Origin of the sequence: Legionella sainthelensi, assembly GCF_900637685.1 — a bacterium.
GTDB classification, from domain to species: domain Bacteria; phylum Pseudomonadota; class Gammaproteobacteria; order Legionellales; family Legionellaceae; genus Legionella; species Legionella sainthelensi.
The window spans coordinates 1,917,521-1,938,074 of sequence record NZ_LR134388.1 but is presented as its reverse complement, the minus strand read 5'-3'; the positions used below and the strand labels follow the sequence as shown (position 1 = coordinate 1,938,074).

The window sequence follows — 20,554 nt, the reverse complement described above, 5'->3', positions numbered from 1 at the left end:
TGGCAAGCCACAGAGAATATTGGTTCAAGTTAAGTATTCAAAATATTTTTCTTATTTTGTGTTCGCGAAGGGCTATATTTGTTTTAAAAGTTCATTAAAGTAATTAATTGCACTCACATTGATTCTTATTGAGGCGTAGTGTATCAAAGCATACATTAAGGCTCAAACAGAGATCACGCACTGAGAATATACTTCAAAAAAAATTTTGCGCTCATGCATGAATCTTAATTAATTTATTTAGCTTTGTTGTGTCATTTTTGCATTCGGTTAATGATTGGTCTTTGTCTGGAAAATTAGAAAAAATTGTTAGCGGCAAGCCATTATATTGAATATTGATTTATTCTTTTTTGATATTTTTCCTTTCATTTTACGTATAATGGGCGATTTATAAATAGTAAAATATTTACTTGACTCAGAAAGTCTTGGGGTTAGAGTCGATCTCCAAAAATTTTTGCGGTAAAACTACTTCTTAGGTAAAATCCGCGCGGTAGTGTTTTGATTTTATTACCATGACAATCAAATCCATAACATAGAGATTTTCCGTTTGCTGCTTTAGGTCTTACTTGTAAATAGTCTCCAGATTTTGCATCAAGAGCCTCAAGATGCCCCGTGCTGATTTGTAATGTTAAATAATTCCAATCAGCCTCTAGAATATGCTCTTGTCCTTCATTTGGAGACCATAAAAAACCTTGCCCAATTCTTCGTTGTGGGTAAGGAATATCAGTATCCCCTTCAATAGGAATCCATAAAACTCTCTTGAGCTTAGCGTAACATTGTGACGTTTTCCATTGTTGGTGATGGACAGTTAGTAAAGGAATAGATGTAATAAAGGTTGACTCAGTAGGTCTTCCGGATTGACCAATAGGAAGGGTTTTAAGTTCTATGCCTAAATCTTTGAAATCTGGCAATGATTGATTCGAGGCATTAGCTCCTAGAGCTAATTCAATGACTTGCCCAATCCACCCTTTTCGTTGATTAGAATCGATTGGAATCAATAAATTTAAGCTCAAGCTTAATTGGGCAAAACTAAGGCCAGCAATATCGGAACAACGTTTTATTAACTCAGCTTCAGTTTGTGGTGGTATGCTTTTTAGCAGTGAAATCATTCTGCCCTTCTTTCTCTTTAATCTCAACTGCAATAGGTTCGATAGGTGGCTTTACATTTGCCGCTTTAAATTGAGCCATAATAGCAAACAACACCTTAGACCGTACTTCAAAACGAGTATGAATTTGGACATTGATAAAATAGCGTGCTTCAAATTCAAGCAAAGCTTCATCAATTTTCTTAAGGAAAACCTGAGCCGGTGGATCTGCAACAATTTCTGGGGTAGTGGCTAAAACATCTAGAATAATTTGTTGAATCATTACTGGATCATCTGAGCGACTGACTTTTATAGGAAAAACTGTTCTGACAATACTGTCTTGATGTGTCCAGTTCGTAAAAGGTTTATTAAACGTTTCTGCATTAGGAATCAACACTTCCATATTATCCCATGAAGAAACTCGCATAGAACGAATACCAATATGAGCAACTCGCCCTTCATGTTCCCCTATAGTGACTAAATCCCCCTCTCTTACTGGTCTTTCAATAAGAAGCATAAGACCACCTACAATATTGCTGGCAAAATCCCGCAAGCCGAATCCCATACCTACAGCTAGCCCTCCAATTATCATTGACATACCGCTAAAATCAAATCCCAGCACATGGAGTGTAACAAAACCGCCTAAAAGAACAACAGCATATTGGCTAAAGACCGAGAGGCTGTGACGTATCCCTGCATCTTTAGTATTTTTATAGACCCAGCGATAACAAAACTCCCTAGTCCACTTTGAAGCCCAAGCAAAAAACGCAAGCAGCATAAAAAATTCGATTGTGCTGTACACAGTAATATGAATGCCAGGAAAATTAACAATTGTATATTGAGCAAATTTCCCTAAATTTATCATTACTAAAGAGTCAGAATGCCAACCAAATAATTGAAATAAAACTAAGATACTTACAATAAGCAAAAAAATCCGCATTATATTATCTATAGGCTTTAAAAAAACCTCGATCCATAACCATCCATTTCGCAATGAGGAAATCATTAATTCAGAAAATAATTCAAGCGCATCGAATAACAATCCTCTAGCTAGAATATATCCTACCAACACAAGTAAAGCATAAGCCAAATACAGACTCATGCTCCAGGCTAAATTAGTAAAACCGAATAAACCAATTACTGCGGTAGAAAATACAGCGATTGGCATCAAAATAACCAATAGAGAAATAGCATTTCTTACATATCGCTTCTGGCTATTTAATAAAGGACGAAGTAAATAAGGAATTACATCCTTACTTTTCCATGCAACCAAAGATACTGTTAAAATAAATAACATAAATAATCGGTTAAATATATCCTGGATTAGAATAGACAGAGGGAGTAAATGACCAATAGTCATTAAAGCAGTTGTCCATCCTCCAAAAAGTAATAACCATTTTAAGCGGTAATATAATTTAACATCCTTTCCAGAGGAGTCCGTTATTCGCTCTAATAAAACTAAACGAGCAATTAAAATTAAAATCTTAAAGATGAACCAAACTGCAATTAATTTAAATAATAATTGATAATTCGCGAATGAAATATGAGTAATAGCAAGTAATACCCACAACATGGAAACAACACATAGATAAGGTATATTTCTCTGTACTAAAACCAGTACTCCATCATACAAATAACCAGTTAAACGTGAACGCTCTTTGTCACTACCCAAAGTTTTTAAGAAGCGGCTTATTAAAAATGAAATTACTGCGATTATTACAAAACTACTCCATAATACGACCACGGATAAAGGGCTTAACCACAAATAGCTATCATAAACTTTTAAGCTTAATGTCTTTATATATTTGTAAAACAACCCAGGAATCGCAGCTATTTTATTAAGGATAAGTGGCCAACTATTAATGTTATAATCAGCCAAGGTTTGTCTTGAAGACATCAATTTTTTAAGTTGTGCTTGATAGTCCGTTAAACTTTTAAACAAAAGCTGTTTTTGTTTTTTTGATTCATTGATCTCTTGAGTCAACGTTTTTTGTAATGAAGTAATTGACTGTTTCAAATTGAGAGCAGTAACTAGTTTGATTTCATTCTCAAGAAAGGTATTTATTTGCTGTAGTGATTTTTCAATTTTGGAGTATTGATTTAAGGCATCTTTATAAATATCAGTAATTAATTGTAAGTTTTTTGTATCTGGATTTTTAAGATAAATCATGTCTCCTTTAACAAGCGTCCTTTGTATGTTTAAGGCATTAATGCGATTTTGAACAACAGCAATATTTTGATTGTTAATGAGGAGTTTTGCTTCATAATCAGATGAAGATAAAGGGACTTGCTTAGATCGTTTATCAGACTGATTATTAATATTTTCATAAAGATCAAGTAATTGTCTATTAAGCTTTTCCTTTAAAGTCTTTATTTGTACTAATTTTTGCTCAAGAACAAAATTTGAATGCCAAAACTCTAAATTCTTTATTTCATCAGTCAAAGCAGCTTGATAATCATTTGCCAGTTTTAAATTATCAGTAGTTAGCTGTATCGTTTGTTTATTGATTAAAAGTAAATTTTCTACCCTTGCAACTCGTTCAGGAATCGTTGTGTCTTCTTTAATAATAGGTAATTGCTGAAGGAGTTTTAAACGCTGATTCAAGTAATTTTGTTCTTTATTTTCGTGTTCAAGAAAGCCCTCTAAGCTTTTTATTTTAACATCTATCATTGTAAGTATTGAGGAAACTTGCTTCATTTTAGCCGCGTATTCTTTTCATTTTTAAGAGTTATCGGTTGCGTTGTTTCCTGAATTGCTGTAATTAAATGTGTTTTTTCTTGGGTTAGATATTCAATGAATGAAGTAGGATTCTTTGCAGGTGCTGAAGTAGCAGCCGCATACAATGAACAACCAAAAAACAAAAAAATGCAAAAGTAGCGAATTTTCGACTTATTAACATTATTTGCAAAGCGAGTTGCTTAAAGAAAAAAAACACGTAGCGCATGGAGGAAGGACATCTGTTATTGGTTTTCATCGCCAACAGACATCCTATTCCTAATATGTTATTTAGTTTGCGTAGTTGGAGCAAGTCTTATTCCCAATTCTGTTAGTTGTGCACTACCCGTAGGTGATGGTGCACTCGTTAAAGGACACGATGCCGTTTGAGTTTTAGGAAAAGCAATAACATCTCTAATTGATGTTGAATCGGTTAATAACATAGCTAAACGATCGATGCCAAGCGCAATTCCTCCATGTGGTGGAGCTCCATACTGTAAAGCATCTAGTAAGAAACCAAATTTTTCCTGAGCTTCTTGTTCATTAATTCCCAGTAATTCAAACACTGTTTTTTGTAACTCTGATTGATGAATACGGATGGATCCACCACCAATTTCGTAACCATTAATCACTATATCATAAGCTTTGGCTAACGTATGGGTGGGGTTGGAACGCAAATTATTAGGGTCTAAATTTTTGGGTGAAGTAAAAGGATGATGCATAGGACTTAACTTGTTGCTTTCATAATCCAGTTCGAACATTGGCCAATCAATAACCCATAACAGTTCCCAACCCTCTCTGAGCAACTTTTTATCATGCCCCAATTTAATTCGCAATGCCCCCATAGATTCATTGACAATATGATTTTATCAGCACCAAAGAAAATAACATCACCTGTTTGAGCTTCAGTACGATGCAAAATGGAGTTAACAGCATCTTCTGAAAGAAATTTCAAAATTGGTGACTGCAGTCCTGCCATCCCTTCAGCAAGATTATTTACTTTAATGTAAGCAAGTCCTTTAGCCCCGTAAATAGAAACAAAACGTCCATAGTCATCTAAATCTTTTCTACTTAGCTCGCAACCTCCGGGTAATCTTAAAGCAACAACTCTTGAGTTTGCATCATTAGCTGCGGCTGAAAATACTTTTAAATCAGATTCTTTTACTAAATCCGCTACATCAACAAGCTCTAAAGGATTACGCAAGTCTGGTTTATCACTACCAAAGCGCCTCATTGCCTCATGGTAAGACATTCTGTTTAATTTTTCAGGTAAATCCACATTTAGGATTTGCTTAAATACGGCTTTTAGCAAACCCTCAATAAGATTTAAAATGGACTCTTCATCAATAAAGGCCATTTCGATATCAAGCTGAGTAAATTCAGGTTGTCTATCAGCGCGCAAGTCTTCATCACGAAAACAACGAACAATCTGATAGTATTTATCAAAACCTGAAATCATTAATAATTGTTTGAATAGTTGCGGGGATTGCGGTAACGCATAAAATTGACCAGGGTGCACTCTTGAAGGTACTAAATAATCGCGTGCGCCTTCAGGGGTAGCCTTCGTTAACATGGGGGTTTCAATATCAAGAAAATTTTGCTCGTTAAGATAGGTACGAATACAACTATTTAACTGATGACGCACCATTAACTTATGTTTCATAGCTGGACGTCGCAAATCAATGTAACGGTATTTATAGCGTAAATCTTCATTAACCATCTGAAAATCATCAGGTAAGAATGGAGGTGTGGGTGATTGATTTAGAATTTCCAGCTGCGTACCAACTACCTCAATTTTTCCAGTTGCCATTGATTCATTAATCATACCAGCCGGTCGTTGACGCACAAGCCCCGTCACTTTTACTACGAATTCTGAACGAAGCTTTTCTGCATCTGTAAAAGCCTTTACATTTTCCGGCTCATACACCACTTGCAATAAGCCTGAGCTGTCACGAATATCCAGAAATATTACTCCACCATGGTCACGACGATTATGAATCCAGCCGCATACAATCACTTCTTTCCCTAAACTTAATTCATTAACCTCTAAACAATGGTGTGTACGCATATAAAAATCGCCTATATAAATATTCATTAACTTGTTGCTAGTAATGCTGCACTTGGTGTCGGTGGCATTACTCCTAGTGAAATTATAAATTTTAATGCTTCATCAATACTCATATCTAATTCCACAACATCTCGCTTAGGAATCATCATCAAAAAACCCGAAGTTGGATTAGGTGTAGTAGGTATAAATACAGAAATTAGTGTATCTTTTATTTTATCATTAACTTGGCTATTTGCCGTTCCAGTTTGAAAAGCAATACTCCATAATCCTTTGCGCGGGTATTCAATGATGACCACCTTACGGAAGGCCTCACTGTTTGTTGAGACAACCGCATTAATCACTTGCTTGACTGTTTTATAAATCGAACGAACCAATGGAATTTTTGAAAGAATCGATTCGCCCCAGGCAACAAGTCTTTGACCAAAATAATTGGTAGCAACTACCCCTGTAATGAGCAATATTAATAATGATAAAATAACGCCCAGACCAGGAATATGATGTCCAATCAATTGTTCAGGTTGATACACTTTAGGAATTAAAGCTAATGTATTATCAAGCAAGTCAATAATAAATCGTAACACGCCAATGGTAATAAGTATGGGTAACCATACCACCAATCCAGCAAGCAAATAGCGTCTTAGTGACAGTGTTCTCACTTGGTATCACCATCTTGTGTTGTTTTAGATGCAGTCGTTTCTTTAGCTTGAACTGGGGAAGAAGAGTCATCATTTTTAGCCCCTTCTTGCTTTGATTTACTACTTTTGTTTTTAAAGTCAGTAGCATACCATCCAGTACCCTTCAATTGAAAACCAGCAGCAGAAACCAATTTAATTACAGTATCCTTATAACAAACCGGACATTGTTTAATGGGATCGTCACTGATTTTTTGCATCAAATCAAAATGGTGATGACAACTTGTACATTGATATTCATAAATTGGCATCTAAAGCAACTCCGTTAACTTCATATTACTTAGTTTAACCCACAATTATAGCTAACTCATAAAGAATGAACAATATGTAAACCTTGATAAGGAATCAATTATCAATAGCCTTTTATATTTTTATAAAAATTTTTCGTCGATATAAAAACACAGCTACTAAAAAATTTAAGACAAGAAACGTTAAAGAATAAAACAACCCCGCATTTTTTGGGCTAAAATTACCGAACAAATATTCTGCAATCACTACTCGCACTATATCTTGCGTCCCATCTGGCAATGGTAATAAGAAAAAAGACTGGATTTTTAATAACATCACATGAAAAATAAAAATAAATAATGCATTCATTCCAAGAATCTTAAATGGCAATGACCATTTGTTATATCCTTTGATATCAATAATAAAATAACAGAAACTAAAAACAATAAGTGAAAATCCGCTACACCATAAAACAAAAGAGCTTGTCCATAAATTTTTATTTATCGGAAAGCTGTAACTCCATAACCATGCCGCTAGAAGAAAGAACAAACCCGTTGCAACCATCAGAATACACTTCTTTTGTTTTTGGATCTTCGCCAGCAATAAATTTCCTGCAATGAGACCAGATAGAGTTGTAGCCACAGAAGGAATAGTACTTAAAAGTCCTTCTGGATCAAAATTTCTAAATAATAAGTGTGGCGGAGAAAGAAGTAACTGATCGATATAACCAACCCAATTTCGGGTTATGGTTAATTGATTTATTCCTGCACCTGGCAAATGAATGTCGACCAGAATGTACCAATAGCCTAATAAGATACCCCCAAAAATAAAAATTTGGGTTCTTATTGTTGTATGTAAATAAATAAACGCACATATCAAGTAGCAAAGCGCGATGCGTTGCAAAATACCATAAATTCGTATTGAGGATATATCAATATTTTTAGGAAAAACATTAAGAAAAATACCTAATAAAAACAATATAATAGTACGCTTAAAAATGCTATAATAAACATCTGTTTTGCTTTCTTCTTTTACATGTCTTTTTAGACTAATAACAGTGGTCATTCCTACTATAAATAAAAAACTTGGAAATACAAAATCAGCCAAAGTACAGCCATTCCATTCCGAATGCAGTAAAATAGGATAAGAAATCCTCGTTCCTAAACTATTTACTAAGACCATAAGCGCCATTGTCAAACCACGAAACACATCTAAAGATAAGATTCGTTCGTTTTGCAGCACATGATTACTCATAAAATAATTTTCTTAAAAAGAAAGCATAATAGCAGGATACTAAATTGTCTTCAAACCTCGCACAGGCACATCCATATGGTATACATAATGTTTAATGATCTGCTCTGCTTGCTCACAAGTTAATGGCTTACTGATTGCGCCCTCCATAAAATAATGCTGACAATCATACTTCACTACATCTGCTTCAAAACCTGTTAAGGCAATAATAGGCACATGATGTTCTGTTTCTCTTTCTTTTTGTCGCAACTGCTTTGCTACTATATAACCAGAAGAATCCTCCAAGCCTATATCCATCAGCACCAAATCATACTTTCCCGGCTTGAACAATTTCACAGCATTATCCGCTGAATTTGCAATATCCACCTGACAATTTAGGGCCGTCAATAGTGCCTTTTCAACATTCTGTGCGATAACATTATCTTCCACCATAAGAACTTTAGGCAAATAGTTTGCTGTTGCAGCATGCTCGTTGTTTTGAACATTTTTTATATAATTTTTGTATGTACTTCAATATCGTTACTAGGCGTTAAATTATTGAAAATTACAATCAACCCAATTAGGTCTTTATTACGATTATGCATTGGTATGCGAGAGGATTGAAAATAGTAATTTTTACCTGATCCATCCATTATGGGCTTTTCTTGTACATTGTGTTGTGGAACACCCGAAAAAATGACTTTCATATCATCCAGTTTTAACTCTTTTACTCTATCTTTATCCCAATGGCCAAACTCTTCCATCTGTTGATAAGGGGTGCCATCCAAATCTTTAAGGGTATTTAACCCTAATAATTTTATAAAGTTATTATTACATCCTTTCAAATTACAATCTGTGTCCAACCAATAAACAATATTGGGCATTGAATTAATAATTTCCATGTAGTATTGATGAATGGAATCAATATCCTCTTGTGATTTATTTTTTGCGTAGGAAGACATGCAAATACTCCGATAAATTTAATTTGCATGTAAATTATAGTACAGATTAATTAACGTGAATTTGACACAAAAAAACATTTGTGTGCCTTTTAAATATCGTTGAACGAAAAAATGCACAACATTTGTATAGAATCGGGTTCTAATAGAAAGTCCACTCAAAAAAGAACATTTTTTCACATAGAACTCACATAAGTTACTTTAATTATAAATCATTTTCCAAAATAACCAAAATCGCGACTACACCAGCCCAATGGGGTTGGCCTCTTACTTAATTGAGTCCATATCGTCGCGAAATCAAAATTTTTATTTTCCCAATACTACTTCATTGATTTAAACATTCTTGTGCAGCTATCTTAGGAATAAACGTTATTCCATATTTTCATACTTAACATCCTATTTTTTTAACTACAGAGAGGCTAAACTCAGTGAGTTTGCTATAAAGTAAGGATTCTTTTGAACTGGCTACAGAAAAAAACGGCATTGCCAGCATGATTTTAAACCTGTACTGACTTGCAACGTTCATTCTCTATATTTGTCTTCAGTTGTGGCCCTTCGAAAGAAATAGGATATCTACTAGAACAAGGAGCGTTTATGGATCATTGGCATGCAAAAAAAAGTTTAGCCATTTTAATAGTGACATTATTGTATTCTAACTATTCTTTAGCTGATATTGTCACTCAGTGCACGGCAACAAACACAGGAACTAAGTGTGCTTTTTCTGGAACAGGATCCAACCTGGCAACGTTAATTAGTCAAACTTTAAAAACTTATCCCAACAATTTAACCCTTATAATCAAAGAAAGTAATAATTTATCTCCTATTACCATTTCAAATGCTAATAACATTACCATTCGTTTAGCTGCAAATGTCACTTTAACAGCACCAGTAAGAACAGATACATCCTGGAAAAATCAGAGCGCACTAATCACTGTAGACCAAGTCAATAATTTTGTTCTAAAAGGAGCAAACTCGTCAACCAGTATTATTGATGGTCAAGGAACGACTTGGTGGAATAAAGTGGATACTCGACCAGTACTAGTTGACATAACAGGTACTTCCGGTGTGACTGTTCATTCGATACAGCTTCGTAACTCACCAAAATATAACTTACATTTAGTGAGCACAAATGATATTAATATCAACAACATTGTCATTAATGCCCCTGCGGATTCCCCTAACACTGATGGAGTGAATACTCATAACATCAAGAATATGACAATAGATAGCATTGTGGTCAATAATGGAGATGATGGCATTGCAGTCAATTCTGATACAGGCCCAAGTAGTGATATTAAAATCAATAATGTGACTTTGATTCATGGCCACGGCTTATCTATAGGCAGTCTAGTATACAATCCTGTTTTTGATATGACAGTCACTAATGTGACAATGCAAGATGCTCAGTATGGTTTACGCATTAAAACACGTTGCCCTGGCGAGGATCCTGCAAAATGTTCTCAAACCAAAACAGCGAGTATCTCTAACATATCTTATGAAAATGTAACCATGAGTGGTGTACATTACCCTATATATTTTGATCTTGATTACGGAACAACTGGGCATTTTAGTTATGTTAATTTAAGTAGTATTACTTATAACAATGTAGTATCGACAAACTCAGTACATCCAGCTTCTTTAATTTGCTCTAAAAATAATGGTTGTACTAATCTGCTTTTCAATTCCATTAATATAGATACGAATGGCAATTGCCAAGGTATTAATGGTGGCAGCTATGACAAGGTAGTTCCGTGTCCTTTTAATCACTGAAGTATTGTACACAACCCGGCTCTGAACGTTCTTTACAAAAATGAACCTGATAAATTCTAGGCAGTGAAGAAGCGCAAAAGCTGTCTGCCTAGGATTAAAGCCTTAGAGACAGATGAACTCCACAAAATTTGAATAGATAATAGTTCATCGTTTCTCTTTACTTAAGCTCAGAAATAAATCTCATGGACAAAAACATCAGTGCTAGTATGCGTCGCGAAAATGAATTATCATATTGTTCAATTTTTTTCGTAGAATGCAAAGCGAAAGGTCTACAAAAAACTTAGAATGCTACCTATTATTTTAAAATAGTTATCAATCAATAATCCATTCTATTTGCTTTTTCAAGTCAATTGGTATCTCTGAAAGTTCTTCAAGGTCATAATCCATATATGCATTTTCAGCCGAGCTATTTACTTGATGTTGTAAAATTTTCTTATCACGCTCTTGATGTAACCATAAAATCTGAGGAGTAAATAGATGAAGTATTCCTTCTACCCATTTATCAAGCACTTGCCAATATGGATCATTAATTAAAGTCATTTTATAACGTTTTAGCAAGCGAGCAGTATGTTCAGAACCATACCAAATTTCTGAGGTTACCCATCGATTTACTGTAAATAAACGAATTGGTTGTCCAAATTGATTCATACCAATCGCTACCAAATGCGTCATGGGATTATCGATGTATCTATCCCAATCTGTCAAAGGTGCAGGCTTAATGCTTTTAGGGATATGTTTATAACGTAAAAAACAATGAAAATGACCATGTTCCGTACTTTCGTAATTTTCACGGTGGCAATGATAGAAATATTGCGCTCCAGTTTTATGATCGATGCGATCTCCCTTTGGGTAATGATTCATTCGTTCAAAACGCCGTTTATTTTTTAAGGTGTAATGGAGAATGCTTTTTCCTCTATTAGAGATCATCCATTGTTGTGCTTCTAAAACTTGTTGTGCATAACCTAAATAAGTTTTTTTATGCCATCTACTGAGTTGGGGTAAATTAAATTCCGAGTGAGTCATCATATCTTTACTACATAAGAGAAGACAATATAATGAAGAGGTAGTAGAAACTACCTCTTTACAAAATAAACTACTGATTAGTCACCAGAGCAACCACCGCAGCCTTTGCAACCTTTACAACCTTTGCAACCTTTACAGCCAGTACAACCTTTGCAACCATTGCAACCTTTACAGCCAGTGCAAGAGCTTGAAGTAGCTGGAGTAGAAGCATCTGCATAAGCAACAGAAACTACAGGAGCTGCTAATACAGTTAATAGTGCGGCTACCGCCATTGTTGATTTTTTCATAATTTTTACTTCCTTGATAGTTAATGATTTTTTAACCCAATTAGATATTAGCAAATAAATTAGGATTTTGCTTCTTTTTTTAAGAAAAATTTTGCGTCCTTAATAAGGTTTTTAACAATTTATTCTGCCCCTTACATCTTATATAGATCCAGTTGCTACTTAGAACTATTCAGCCAGAAGACAGGCAAGGGACTCATTGCGAAAACACTATCGTAACAGCACTTCAAACGCTCTCAGGATAAAGCATGCGTTAGAACGCAGAATCAATTACCACCAGCTCCTATATTTTTAAAACTTTCCTTGAGAATTTAGAATAAATTACATTGATATGGATTAAAATTTTATGATAGCTCGTTTTTAGAGGTGAATAAAAGAATTTTATCAAGCATCTTTGTAGGCAAAATCCTTTTTAGTAAAATCATTAAATGAGAAGGAATTGTAACTGGGTATTTTGTTTTAGGCCTTTTAGATTCTATGGCATGGTGCAATTTTTTGATTACTGCATCAGGCTGCCTAGTAAAAATGGAAGCAGTTTTTTTTTGTTTAAATTCCTCTAACATGCGCTCATATTGCTTGCTAAAATAACTATGTTGTTTCTCTATGTAATTCAAAGAATTATCAACACAATTATCCCTAAAACGGCTCTCGATAGGCCCAGGTTCTACAGTAATAACATCAATCCCCGATGATTGTAATTCTAGCCTTAATGTATCGCTGATGCCTTCTACTGCATACTTTGAAGCATTGTATGCACCACGGAAGGGCATACTAATAATACCTAATATTGAACTAATGTTAATGATACGACCATGCCCCTGTTTCCGCATAACAGGAATTGCTAGGTTTGTAAGCTCCACTAATCCGAAAACATTTGTTTCAAACTGAGTACGCAATACTTCACGAGTAATATCCTCCAAAGCACCTGCTTGACCATATCCTGCATTATTGATCAAAACATCTATTCGCCCTTCTGTTTTGGCTAATACCTTTGCAAATGCATTTTGAATCGAAGATGAATCAGAAACATCCAACTGCACGGCTTCAAGTCCAATGTTCAATAGTTTTTCTACATCTTTTTCTTTTCTGCATGAGCCAATTACTCTATGCCCTCTTTTTTTTAAAGCAAACGCAGCATCAAATCCAATACCACTTGAACACCCAGTAATTAGAATTATTTTTTCCTTCATTTATTGATCCGAAATAGTTCATAAAATAATTTATAATCGATAATTCTAAATGGAACAATAGGTTTTGTTGCAATTTGTTGGTGGACTTTACTTTAAAATAATTAAGGTGAAGTTAATAAATATTGCTTAAGTGTAAAATGTAACCAAAGAATCTGTTTCTGCTTTAACTTCTAATGCTAACCTCTGCCTCAATTAATCACGAGGGAGTTATCATGCCTTTTTTTCAAAAGAACACTTACACAACTGCAGTAGAAAAAATTAATGCAGCAAAAAATTTGTTGGTGCAAAAACAACTAGCAGAAGAACAAACAGACTTTTTCTTTGATATGTTGAATGCTCGAATTAATGATTTTGAGACTGCGCTAAAGGAAAAACAGGAATCTTATGAACGAGAACAAATAATAGAGCAATACAACCGTTTCGCTAAAACGCTATTCCAGTGTTTATCCAAACCCCAATCTACTCTTTTTTATACAAACAATTATCATAATCAAAAATATCATCCTGTTGGAATTAATGAGGTAATAAAAAAAGAGCCAATAAAACAAAACATTTCCATTGCAACTGCTGTTTTAGGCGCAGCGCTAATCCTAGCATCTTTAGCTGCCTTTGCATTTAATCCACTTATTGGTGCAATACTTTTACCTTTAGGAATTATGTTATTAGCACCCGCTTGCCTTTACTTATTAACACCAGAGCCACTCAATGCGACGCCTAAAAAGCTTGAAGAGAAAATTATTTTTCAAACAGGCGCAAATTTGATCAATCCATCTGTAAAATTTGAAGAAATGCAAGAGCTTGATGCTTCTGTGGATCCTTTTGATAACCCCGTCTACACTAGGGCAATGTAAAAAGCTCAAGTGAATTTTATAAGATTTCATGGAATTTTCCTAAATTTGAGCTATCATTCAATTTTTGATTTCAGGAGCTTTTTATGAAAGTAGGTCGTGACAGCTTGTCAACAAAATGCGTATTGCAAGTAGATGATAAAACATATCATTATTTTAGTTTAAAAGAAGCTGAGCATAAACATTTTAAAGGCATTAATCGCCTCCCATACTCTCTAAAAGTTCTGCTAGAAAATCTATTACGCTTTGAAGATGACAATACTGTTACTACCAAAGACATTAAAGCCATTGCTGAATGGTTACATCAGAAAACATCTCAGCATGAAATTGCATTTAGACCTGCACGCGTGCTCATGCAGGATTTTACTGGGGTACCCGCGGTAGTAGACCTCGCTGCCATGCGTGCTGCAATTGCGAAAATGGGAGGTAATCCAGATAAAATTTCTCCGCTTTCTCCTGTTGATTTGGTTATTGATCATTCTGTCATGGTAGATAAATTTGGTACTCAGGATGCCCTAACTGTCAATACAGAAATTGAACTAAAACGTAATAAAGAGCGATATGAATTTTTACGTTGGGGACAAAAAGCATTTAATAATTTTCAAGTTGTGCCACCAGGAACAGGTATTTGTCATCAAGTAAACCTTGAGTATCTGGGTAAAACTGTATGGAGCAGCGAGGATAATGGTAACTTATATGCTTATCCTGATACCCTAGTGGGTACTGATTCTCATACGACTATGATTAATGGTCTGGGTATTTTAGGTTGGGGCGTGGGCGGCATCGAAGCGGAAGCAGCAATGTTAGGACAACCTGTATCGATGCTCATACCTGAAGTGATTGGATTTAAATTATCTGGAAAGATGAAAGAAGGGATCACAGCAACTGATCTCGTACTTACAGTAACACAAATGCTTAGAAAAAAAGGTGTGGTTGGCAAGTTTGTTGAATTTTATGGGCCAGGTTTGAGTGATTTACCACTCGCTGATCGAGCAACTATTTCTAATATGGCTCCTGAATATGGAGCAACATGTGGATTTTTCCCAATAGATAAGGAAACGCTTCGTTATCTCGATTTAACTGGACGCGATAAACATACCGTCGCTCTAGTAGAGGCCTATGCTAAAGCTCAAGGCATGTGGTACGACAAAGAGAGCGAAGATCCCGTGTTTACTGATACCTTAGAGCTAGATTTAAGCACTATTGTACCTTCCTTAGCAGGCCCGAAAAGACCTCAGGATAAAGTAACTCTTAGCACATTACCTGTTGAATTTTCTAACTTTCTTAAAGAAGCAGGCAAAGAGGACGAGAAAGATACTTCATTTGCAGTTAAAAATCATGACTTTCAAATGAAACATGGAAATGTAGCCATCGCTGCGATTACTAGTTGCACGAACACCTCCAACCCTAGTGTGCTTATGGCTGCAGGTTTAGTTGCTAAAAAAGCAGTTGAAAAAGGACTTACCCGTAAGCCTTGGGTTAAATCGTCTTTAGCACCAGGCTCCAAAGTGGTTACTGATTATCTCAAACAAGCTGGGTTACAATCTTATTTAGATCAATTGGGTTTTAATTTAGTAGGCTATGGATGCACGACTTGTATCGGTAATTCCGGCCCACTTCCTGATGCAATTTCTCATTGCATCAGTGATCATGATTTGGTTGTTTCTGCTGTCTTATCAGGAAATCGTAATTTTGAAGGACGAGTACATCCTCAAGTTAGAGCAAACTGGTTAGCTTCACCACCTTTAGTTGTTGCTTATGCATTATGCGGAACAACAACGATTGATCTCAGCAAAGAGCCAATAGGCAAAGACAATCATGGTAATGATGTCTATTTGAAAGATATTTGGCCCTCAAATGCAGAAATTGCTGCTGAAGTATCAAAAGTTACAGGCAGTATGTTCCGCAAAGAATATGCCGAAGTATTTCGTGGTGACGAGCATTGGCAAGCAATTAAAACCAGTAGCGGTAAGACTTATGAATGGGATGAGGGCTCGACTTACATCCAACATCCACCATTTTTTGATAACTTACAAGCAAAGCCCGAGCCCATTAAGCCCATTAAAAAGGCTTATGTACTGGCTCTGTTTGGTGATTCGATTACTACTGATCATATCTCCCCCGCTGGCTCAATTAAAGCGAATTCTCCCGCAGGTTTATATTTAAAATCGAAAGGAGTCGATGAAAAAGAATTTAATTCTTATGGTTCCCGACGTGGTAACCATGAAGTGATGATGCGGGGCACTTTTGCCAATATTCGCATTCGTAACGAAATGACTCCTGGCCAAGAAGGAGGAATTACACGTTATATTCCCACAGGCGAAGTGATGCCAATTTATGACGCAGCGATGCTTTATCAGCAACATCATCATGATCTTGTTATCATAGCAGGAAAAGAATACGGTACAGGCTCATCAAGAGATTGGGCTGCAAAAGGCACTAATTTACTCGGGGTCAAAGCAGTAATTACCGAAAGTTTTGAACGCATCCATCGCTCGAATTTAATTGGTATGGGAGTTTTACCTTTACAATTTTGCAATGATACGACACGTAATACTTTGAATCTAAAAGGAGATGAGCGAATTAGTATCGACGTATCTGATTCATTAAAACCTGGTTCAAAGATCTCAGTAACGATAGAGCGGGCGGATGGCCAAGTAGAACAAATTCAAACCCTATGCCGTATCGATACCGCTGATGAATTAGAATACTATAAAAATGGAGGTATTTTACAGTACGTTCTAAGAAATTTATGTGCTTGATGTAAAATTGGGTTGGATTTTAGCTTAGCAGTAATCTGGTTTTTCTAAAAAGAAACTTTGATGTCGAAATACTCAATAAGTATACATCCCTCCTGTAGATATCCCGCAAACACGCGGGATATCAAAACTCTTAAACAGGCATTTGATAAAAACCAACCGATAGTAACTCTACATCCAAGTTATTGGCGGTTTAACCTAAACCGCAATTATTAAGGATTAATCATGAATCACCCCAAAAAGGTTTTAAGCGTCTTCTCTTTGGTAATGATTAACGTAATCGCTGTTGATAGTCTACGCACCCTACCCATCAGTGCTAAATTAGGGCTATCCTTAATCTCTTATTACGTTGTTGCCGCATTCGCTTTTTTTATTCCCGTATCTCTTGTAGCAGCTGAATTAGCAACAGCATTTCCTAATACTGGTGGAATCTATGTGTGGGTTCGTGAAGCGTTTGGCAAACGAGCTGCGTTTATCACTATTTGGCTGCAATGGATATATAATGTAGTTTGGTATCCTACTATACTCGCATTTATAGCAGCTACATTATCTTATTTATTCGCTCCTGAATTAGGAAATAATAAATTTTATTTATTAAGCACCGTGCTCGTATTATTTTGGTTATTCACCATCCTCAATTGTTTCGGGATGAAAATATCTAGCATCATGAGTACTGTTGGAGCAACCGTTGGTACCATATTTCCGATGCTGTTCATTATTGTTCTTGCTGTATTTTGGGGAATGGAGGGGAAGCCCATAGCCGTAGGCTATTCTTCTAATTTATTACCGAACTTTGAATCATTGGGTAATTTATCACTTTTTGCTGTTGTCTTATTTGGTTTACTCGGTATGGAAATGTCTGCTGTACACGCAGAAGAAGTTAAAAACCCTCAACACGATTATCCAAAAGCATTGTTTTATTCAACAATATTGGTTATTTCTACTCTCTCTTTAGGTTCCCTAGCTATTGTTATGGTAGTTCCTAATGCAAATTTAAGTGTCGTATCCGGACTTATTGATGCTTATGCAGTATTTTTTAATGCGTATCATATGCCCTGGATGACTTCTGTGATTGCTGTGTTAATTATTTTAGGTGGACTTAGTGGTGTATCAGCATGGATTATTGGACCAACTAAAGGATTAATGGTCTCTGCACGTGATGGTTCCTTACCCGCCAAGTTTGCAAAAACTAACAAATACGGCGTTCCGACAAACATCCTCTTAGCGCAAGCCATTATTTTTACTATTTTAAGTACTGCTTTTATTTTGTTAGACTCTATCAATGCAGCCTATTGGATGCTCAGCGATTTATGTGCTCAAATGGCATTATTAGTGTATGTCTTCATGTTTGCAGCAGCTATTAAACTAAGATATAGCAAACCACATCAACATCGAACCTATACTATTCCAGGAGGAAACAAAGTCATGTGGCTTGTATCTGGAATAGGTATTTTATGTTGTCTCGTGGCTATTTTGATTGGTTTTGTACCACCCACGCAAATTCCAGTAGGCAATGTAATGGTTTTTGAATCATTCCTCATTGGTGGATTAATTCTATTTGTATTAATTCCATGGTTTTTGGCTAAAAAGCATTGATGATTAAAAATTCATGCTTAATTATTTTAATCTATAATAACCCAGGGAAGTTGCCTGGGTTTAATAGACTAGCCCTCTTGAGAAACCCAATAGCCGTAATTTTCTTAATTCATGCCTAAAGAAAGTAGCCCTCACCTTATAACGACCATTCATATCGTGTTCAACAAGTAGCTAGTAAAAATATCGATCTCCTGATGATGAGTTGTTGTACAAATTTTAAATTATTACTCAAGTAACCTAGCGATGCAACGCATGTTAATTGCATTGAATCATATTTCAAAATTACAAAATCAGAATACCCCCAACACATTCTGATGAGTCACTTTAATTTCCTCATAACCCTGCACTGATTAAATTTAATACAAAAGTATTTCTTTTGAGGAGTGTGTTATGCCTAATATATCTAACAAACCGATTATGATCCTGGCTGTAATCGAACCAGGAACAATGGGGGACTTATCATTTATAGATAAAATGATTGATACTTATCAACGGAATAATAATGATCAATCATTTGTCATTCTACTTAATGATATGGGAGACGAGTCATTAAAGGATAAAAGTCTCGTCCAGGCTTTAAAAAATAAGATTGGTGAAGAAAATGTACGCATTATTCATAGCGAAAGCAAAAGATCTGAAGCAATCGCTCAATCTTGGCAATTAAGAGAAGAAATTGCCAAGATTCAGCCTAAAGGTATTGTTTATGGTCCAATGATAGTTGAAAAAGATTGTGCTGCCTCTAAACGATTAGCAGCTATCAATAATATACCTTTTATTGTTATACCCGAGTATAGCTATAAATATTTTGGTTCTAATTCGATTCCAACTGGGCCTGGACCAGAAGCTAGTGGTATGTTTTTAGGTAACTTTGAAGAAAGCCAAACAATACATGTTGAAGACGAGCAAAAAATTGGAAAGCCATTAATCCAAATGGAAGAGGAAAACCAAATATTTTTTGCTTATCTGAATAATCATGAATCTGGACCTAGAGTAAATCCAGACACATTCAAAAAAGAATTACTAAGTTATTTGTATTTTGTCACCAGTACAATAGTCAATTCAGAGAATCAAAAACCAGCAGAGGTTTTTACTCGAATTACGTCTGACATTTTTGACTCTTATATTAACGAGTTAAAACAAAACAATCCGTATGAGTGTCATTTTAAAATCAAATACAAAGGGGAAACACATAATATTCCCGGTAAAGATGGAATGAATGATAACGTGGTAACAATTAATTTAAACAATCCATTTCCACTTAGAAAAGATACTATGATTACAATGATGCAGGCGTGTAAGCGACAAAAAAATCCTGTTTGCGCGACAGGAGATCAATCCCTTAGCGAAACAATTTCGATAGGAGTACCTTTTTTTTATCAAACCATGCCCTGGAAAAGAGATCTTGCTCTTGATTTAGCTGCAACAGCAAAATCAAATGGACTTGATGGTATAAGTGAAATGAATAAAAAGGGACTTACTTTTAATTGTTTATACGATGCAGATCAATTTGCAAAAAAATACAATGAAAATAAAAATGAATGGGCAACTCAGTATGAAAAATTAAGTAGTTCTATACCTGATTTACATCAAGACCTACCTCAAAGGATTGAAAGTAGCATCCAAAATCACTCCCAATTAGGCTACACCCATAGAAATAGATTTCATGCGTTTCCTGTGGACTCTGAAAAATTTAATGGAGTGTTTAGAGGAGATACACTGAAAGCAAATATATTAGCCGATATTAAAGATAAACTTTTAGGCGCACCAAATGAAGATACCCTAAATATGATAGTCCGTGGATTTAAAGAGTCAAACGAGTATAACATACTAAGAACTGGGCAAAGTGTAAGAACAAGAGTGCTTAATTTAGAAACCAGTTCAATCAAAGAATTCAATAAAATAGTAGAAGAAGCAAAGGAGGCGTTACGATCTAAATCTAATTTATCTATGGAAGGATAAATTAAGTAGTAATAACAGCAATCAATAATATAGAACAAAGAATGTATCGTTCAACCTATGTAGAAAAAGTACATGTTATCTAGAGAGGCCACCGTTGCATAGCCTCTCTAACAAAACTCTGTTTCTGCTTTTTTAAATCTCTGGAGAAGA

The 20,554-nt window shown here is 35.4% G+C and carries 12 protein-coding genes and 3 pseudogenes; 5 read left to right on the top strand and 10 right to left on the bottom strand.

The features are described from left to right. Positions 1-428: 428 nt before the first annotated feature. The 7 genes and pseudogenes from mutH to EL220_RS19775 all read right to left on the bottom strand — a co-directional run bounded on the left by mutH (position 429) and on the right by EL220_RS19775 (position 8,978). On the bottom strand, positions 429-1,106 hold the full coding sequence (gene mutH, locus EL220_RS08530; protein ID WP_027270012.1) for a DNA mismatch repair endonuclease MutH: 678 nt from the start codon (positions 1,104-1,106) through the stop codon (positions 429-431). Further along, positions 1,069-3,950 (bottom strand): annotated as a pseudogene (locus EL220_RS08525) (mechanosensitive ion channel family protein). Before EL220_RS08525 ends, mutH begins: the two are co-directional and overlap by 38 nt. Before the next feature lie 135 nt (positions 3,951-4,085). Further along, a pseudogene (gene aspS, locus EL220_RS08520) lies at positions 4,086-5,866 on the bottom strand (aspartate--tRNA ligase). 26 nt (positions 5,867-5,892) lie between these two features. Further along, on the bottom strand, positions 5,893-6,522 hold the full coding sequence (locus tag EL220_RS08515) for a DUF502 domain-containing protein (RefSeq protein WP_027270009.1): 630 nt from the start codon (positions 6,520-6,522) through the stop codon (positions 5,893-5,895). After that, the gene (locus EL220_RS08510) at positions 6,519-6,809 is read right to left on the bottom strand and encodes an FmdB family zinc ribbon protein (RefSeq protein WP_027270008.1); all 291 of its coding nucleotides are present in this window, start codon (positions 6,807-6,809) and stop codon (positions 6,519-6,521) included. Before EL220_RS08510 ends, EL220_RS08515 begins: the two co-directional genes overlap by 4 nt. A 112-nt stretch (positions 6,810-6,921) precedes the next feature. After that, on the bottom strand, positions 6,922-8,040 hold the full coding sequence (locus tag EL220_RS08505; protein ID WP_027270007.1) for an acyltransferase family protein: 1,119 nt from the start codon (positions 8,038-8,040) through the stop codon (positions 6,922-6,924). 39 nt (positions 8,041-8,079) lie between these two features. After that, positions 8,080-8,978: pseudogene (locus tag EL220_RS19775) on the bottom strand (response regulator). 591 nt (positions 8,979-9,569) lie between these two features. Between EL220_RS19775 and EL220_RS08495 the strand changes: the two are divergent. After that, entirely contained in the window at positions 9,570-10,745 is a 1,176-nt protein-coding gene (locus tag EL220_RS08495; RefSeq protein ID WP_232002708.1) for a glycosyl hydrolase family 28 protein, read from the top strand. A gap of 312 nt (positions 10,746-11,057) precedes the next feature. On the opposite strand, the gene EL220_RS08490 is transcribed toward EL220_RS08495, so the two are convergent. The 3 genes from EL220_RS08490 to EL220_RS08480 all read right to left on the bottom strand — a co-directional run bounded on the left by EL220_RS08490 (position 11,058) and on the right by EL220_RS08480 (position 13,242). Beyond that, positions 11,058-11,771, bottom strand: coding sequence for a DUF6969 family protein (locus tag EL220_RS08490; RefSeq protein ID WP_027270004.1), 714 nt, complete (start codon positions 11,769-11,771; stop codon positions 11,058-11,060). A 74-nt stretch (positions 11,772-11,845) separates the two neighbouring features. Next, a complete protein-coding gene (locus EL220_RS08485; protein WP_027270003.1) occupies positions 11,846-12,055 on the bottom strand; it encodes a hypothetical protein in 210 nt (69 codons plus the stop codon). Between the two features lie 341 nt (positions 12,056-12,396). Continuing rightward, positions 12,397-13,242, bottom strand: a complete 846-nt coding sequence (locus tag EL220_RS08480) for an SDR family NAD(P)-dependent oxidoreductase (RefSeq protein ID WP_027270002.1) — start codon at positions 13,240-13,242, stop codon at positions 12,397-12,399. A 212-nt stretch (positions 13,243-13,454) separates the two neighbouring features. Here EL220_RS08480 and EL220_RS08475 point away from each other — a divergent pair, with 212 nt between their 5' ends. The 4 genes from EL220_RS08475 to EL220_RS08460 all read left to right on the top strand — a co-directional run bounded on the left by EL220_RS08475 (position 13,455) and on the right by EL220_RS08460 (position 20,404). Further along, entirely contained in the window at positions 13,455-14,093 is a 639-nt protein-coding gene (locus EL220_RS08475) for a lpg1689 family Dot/Icm T4SS effector (protein ID WP_027270001.1), read from the top strand. An 83-nt stretch (positions 14,094-14,176) separates the two neighbouring features. After that, positions 14,177-16,852, top strand: coding sequence for an aconitate hydratase AcnA (gene acnA, locus EL220_RS08470; protein ID WP_027270000.1), 2,676 nt, complete (start codon positions 14,177-14,179; stop codon positions 16,850-16,852). Positions 16,853-17,074: 222 nt separating this feature from the next. Further along, positions 17,075-18,445: an APC family permease gene (locus EL220_RS08465; protein WP_027269999.1), complete on the top strand. Its 1,371-nt coding sequence runs from the start codon at positions 17,075-17,077 to the stop codon at positions 18,443-18,445. 390 nt (positions 18,446-18,835) lie between these two features. Then, on the top strand, positions 18,836-20,404 hold the full coding sequence (locus tag EL220_RS08460) for a hypothetical protein (RefSeq protein WP_027269998.1): 1,569 nt from the start codon (positions 18,836-18,838) through the stop codon (positions 20,402-20,404). The last annotated feature ends 150 nt before the right edge of the window (positions 20,405-20,554 follow it).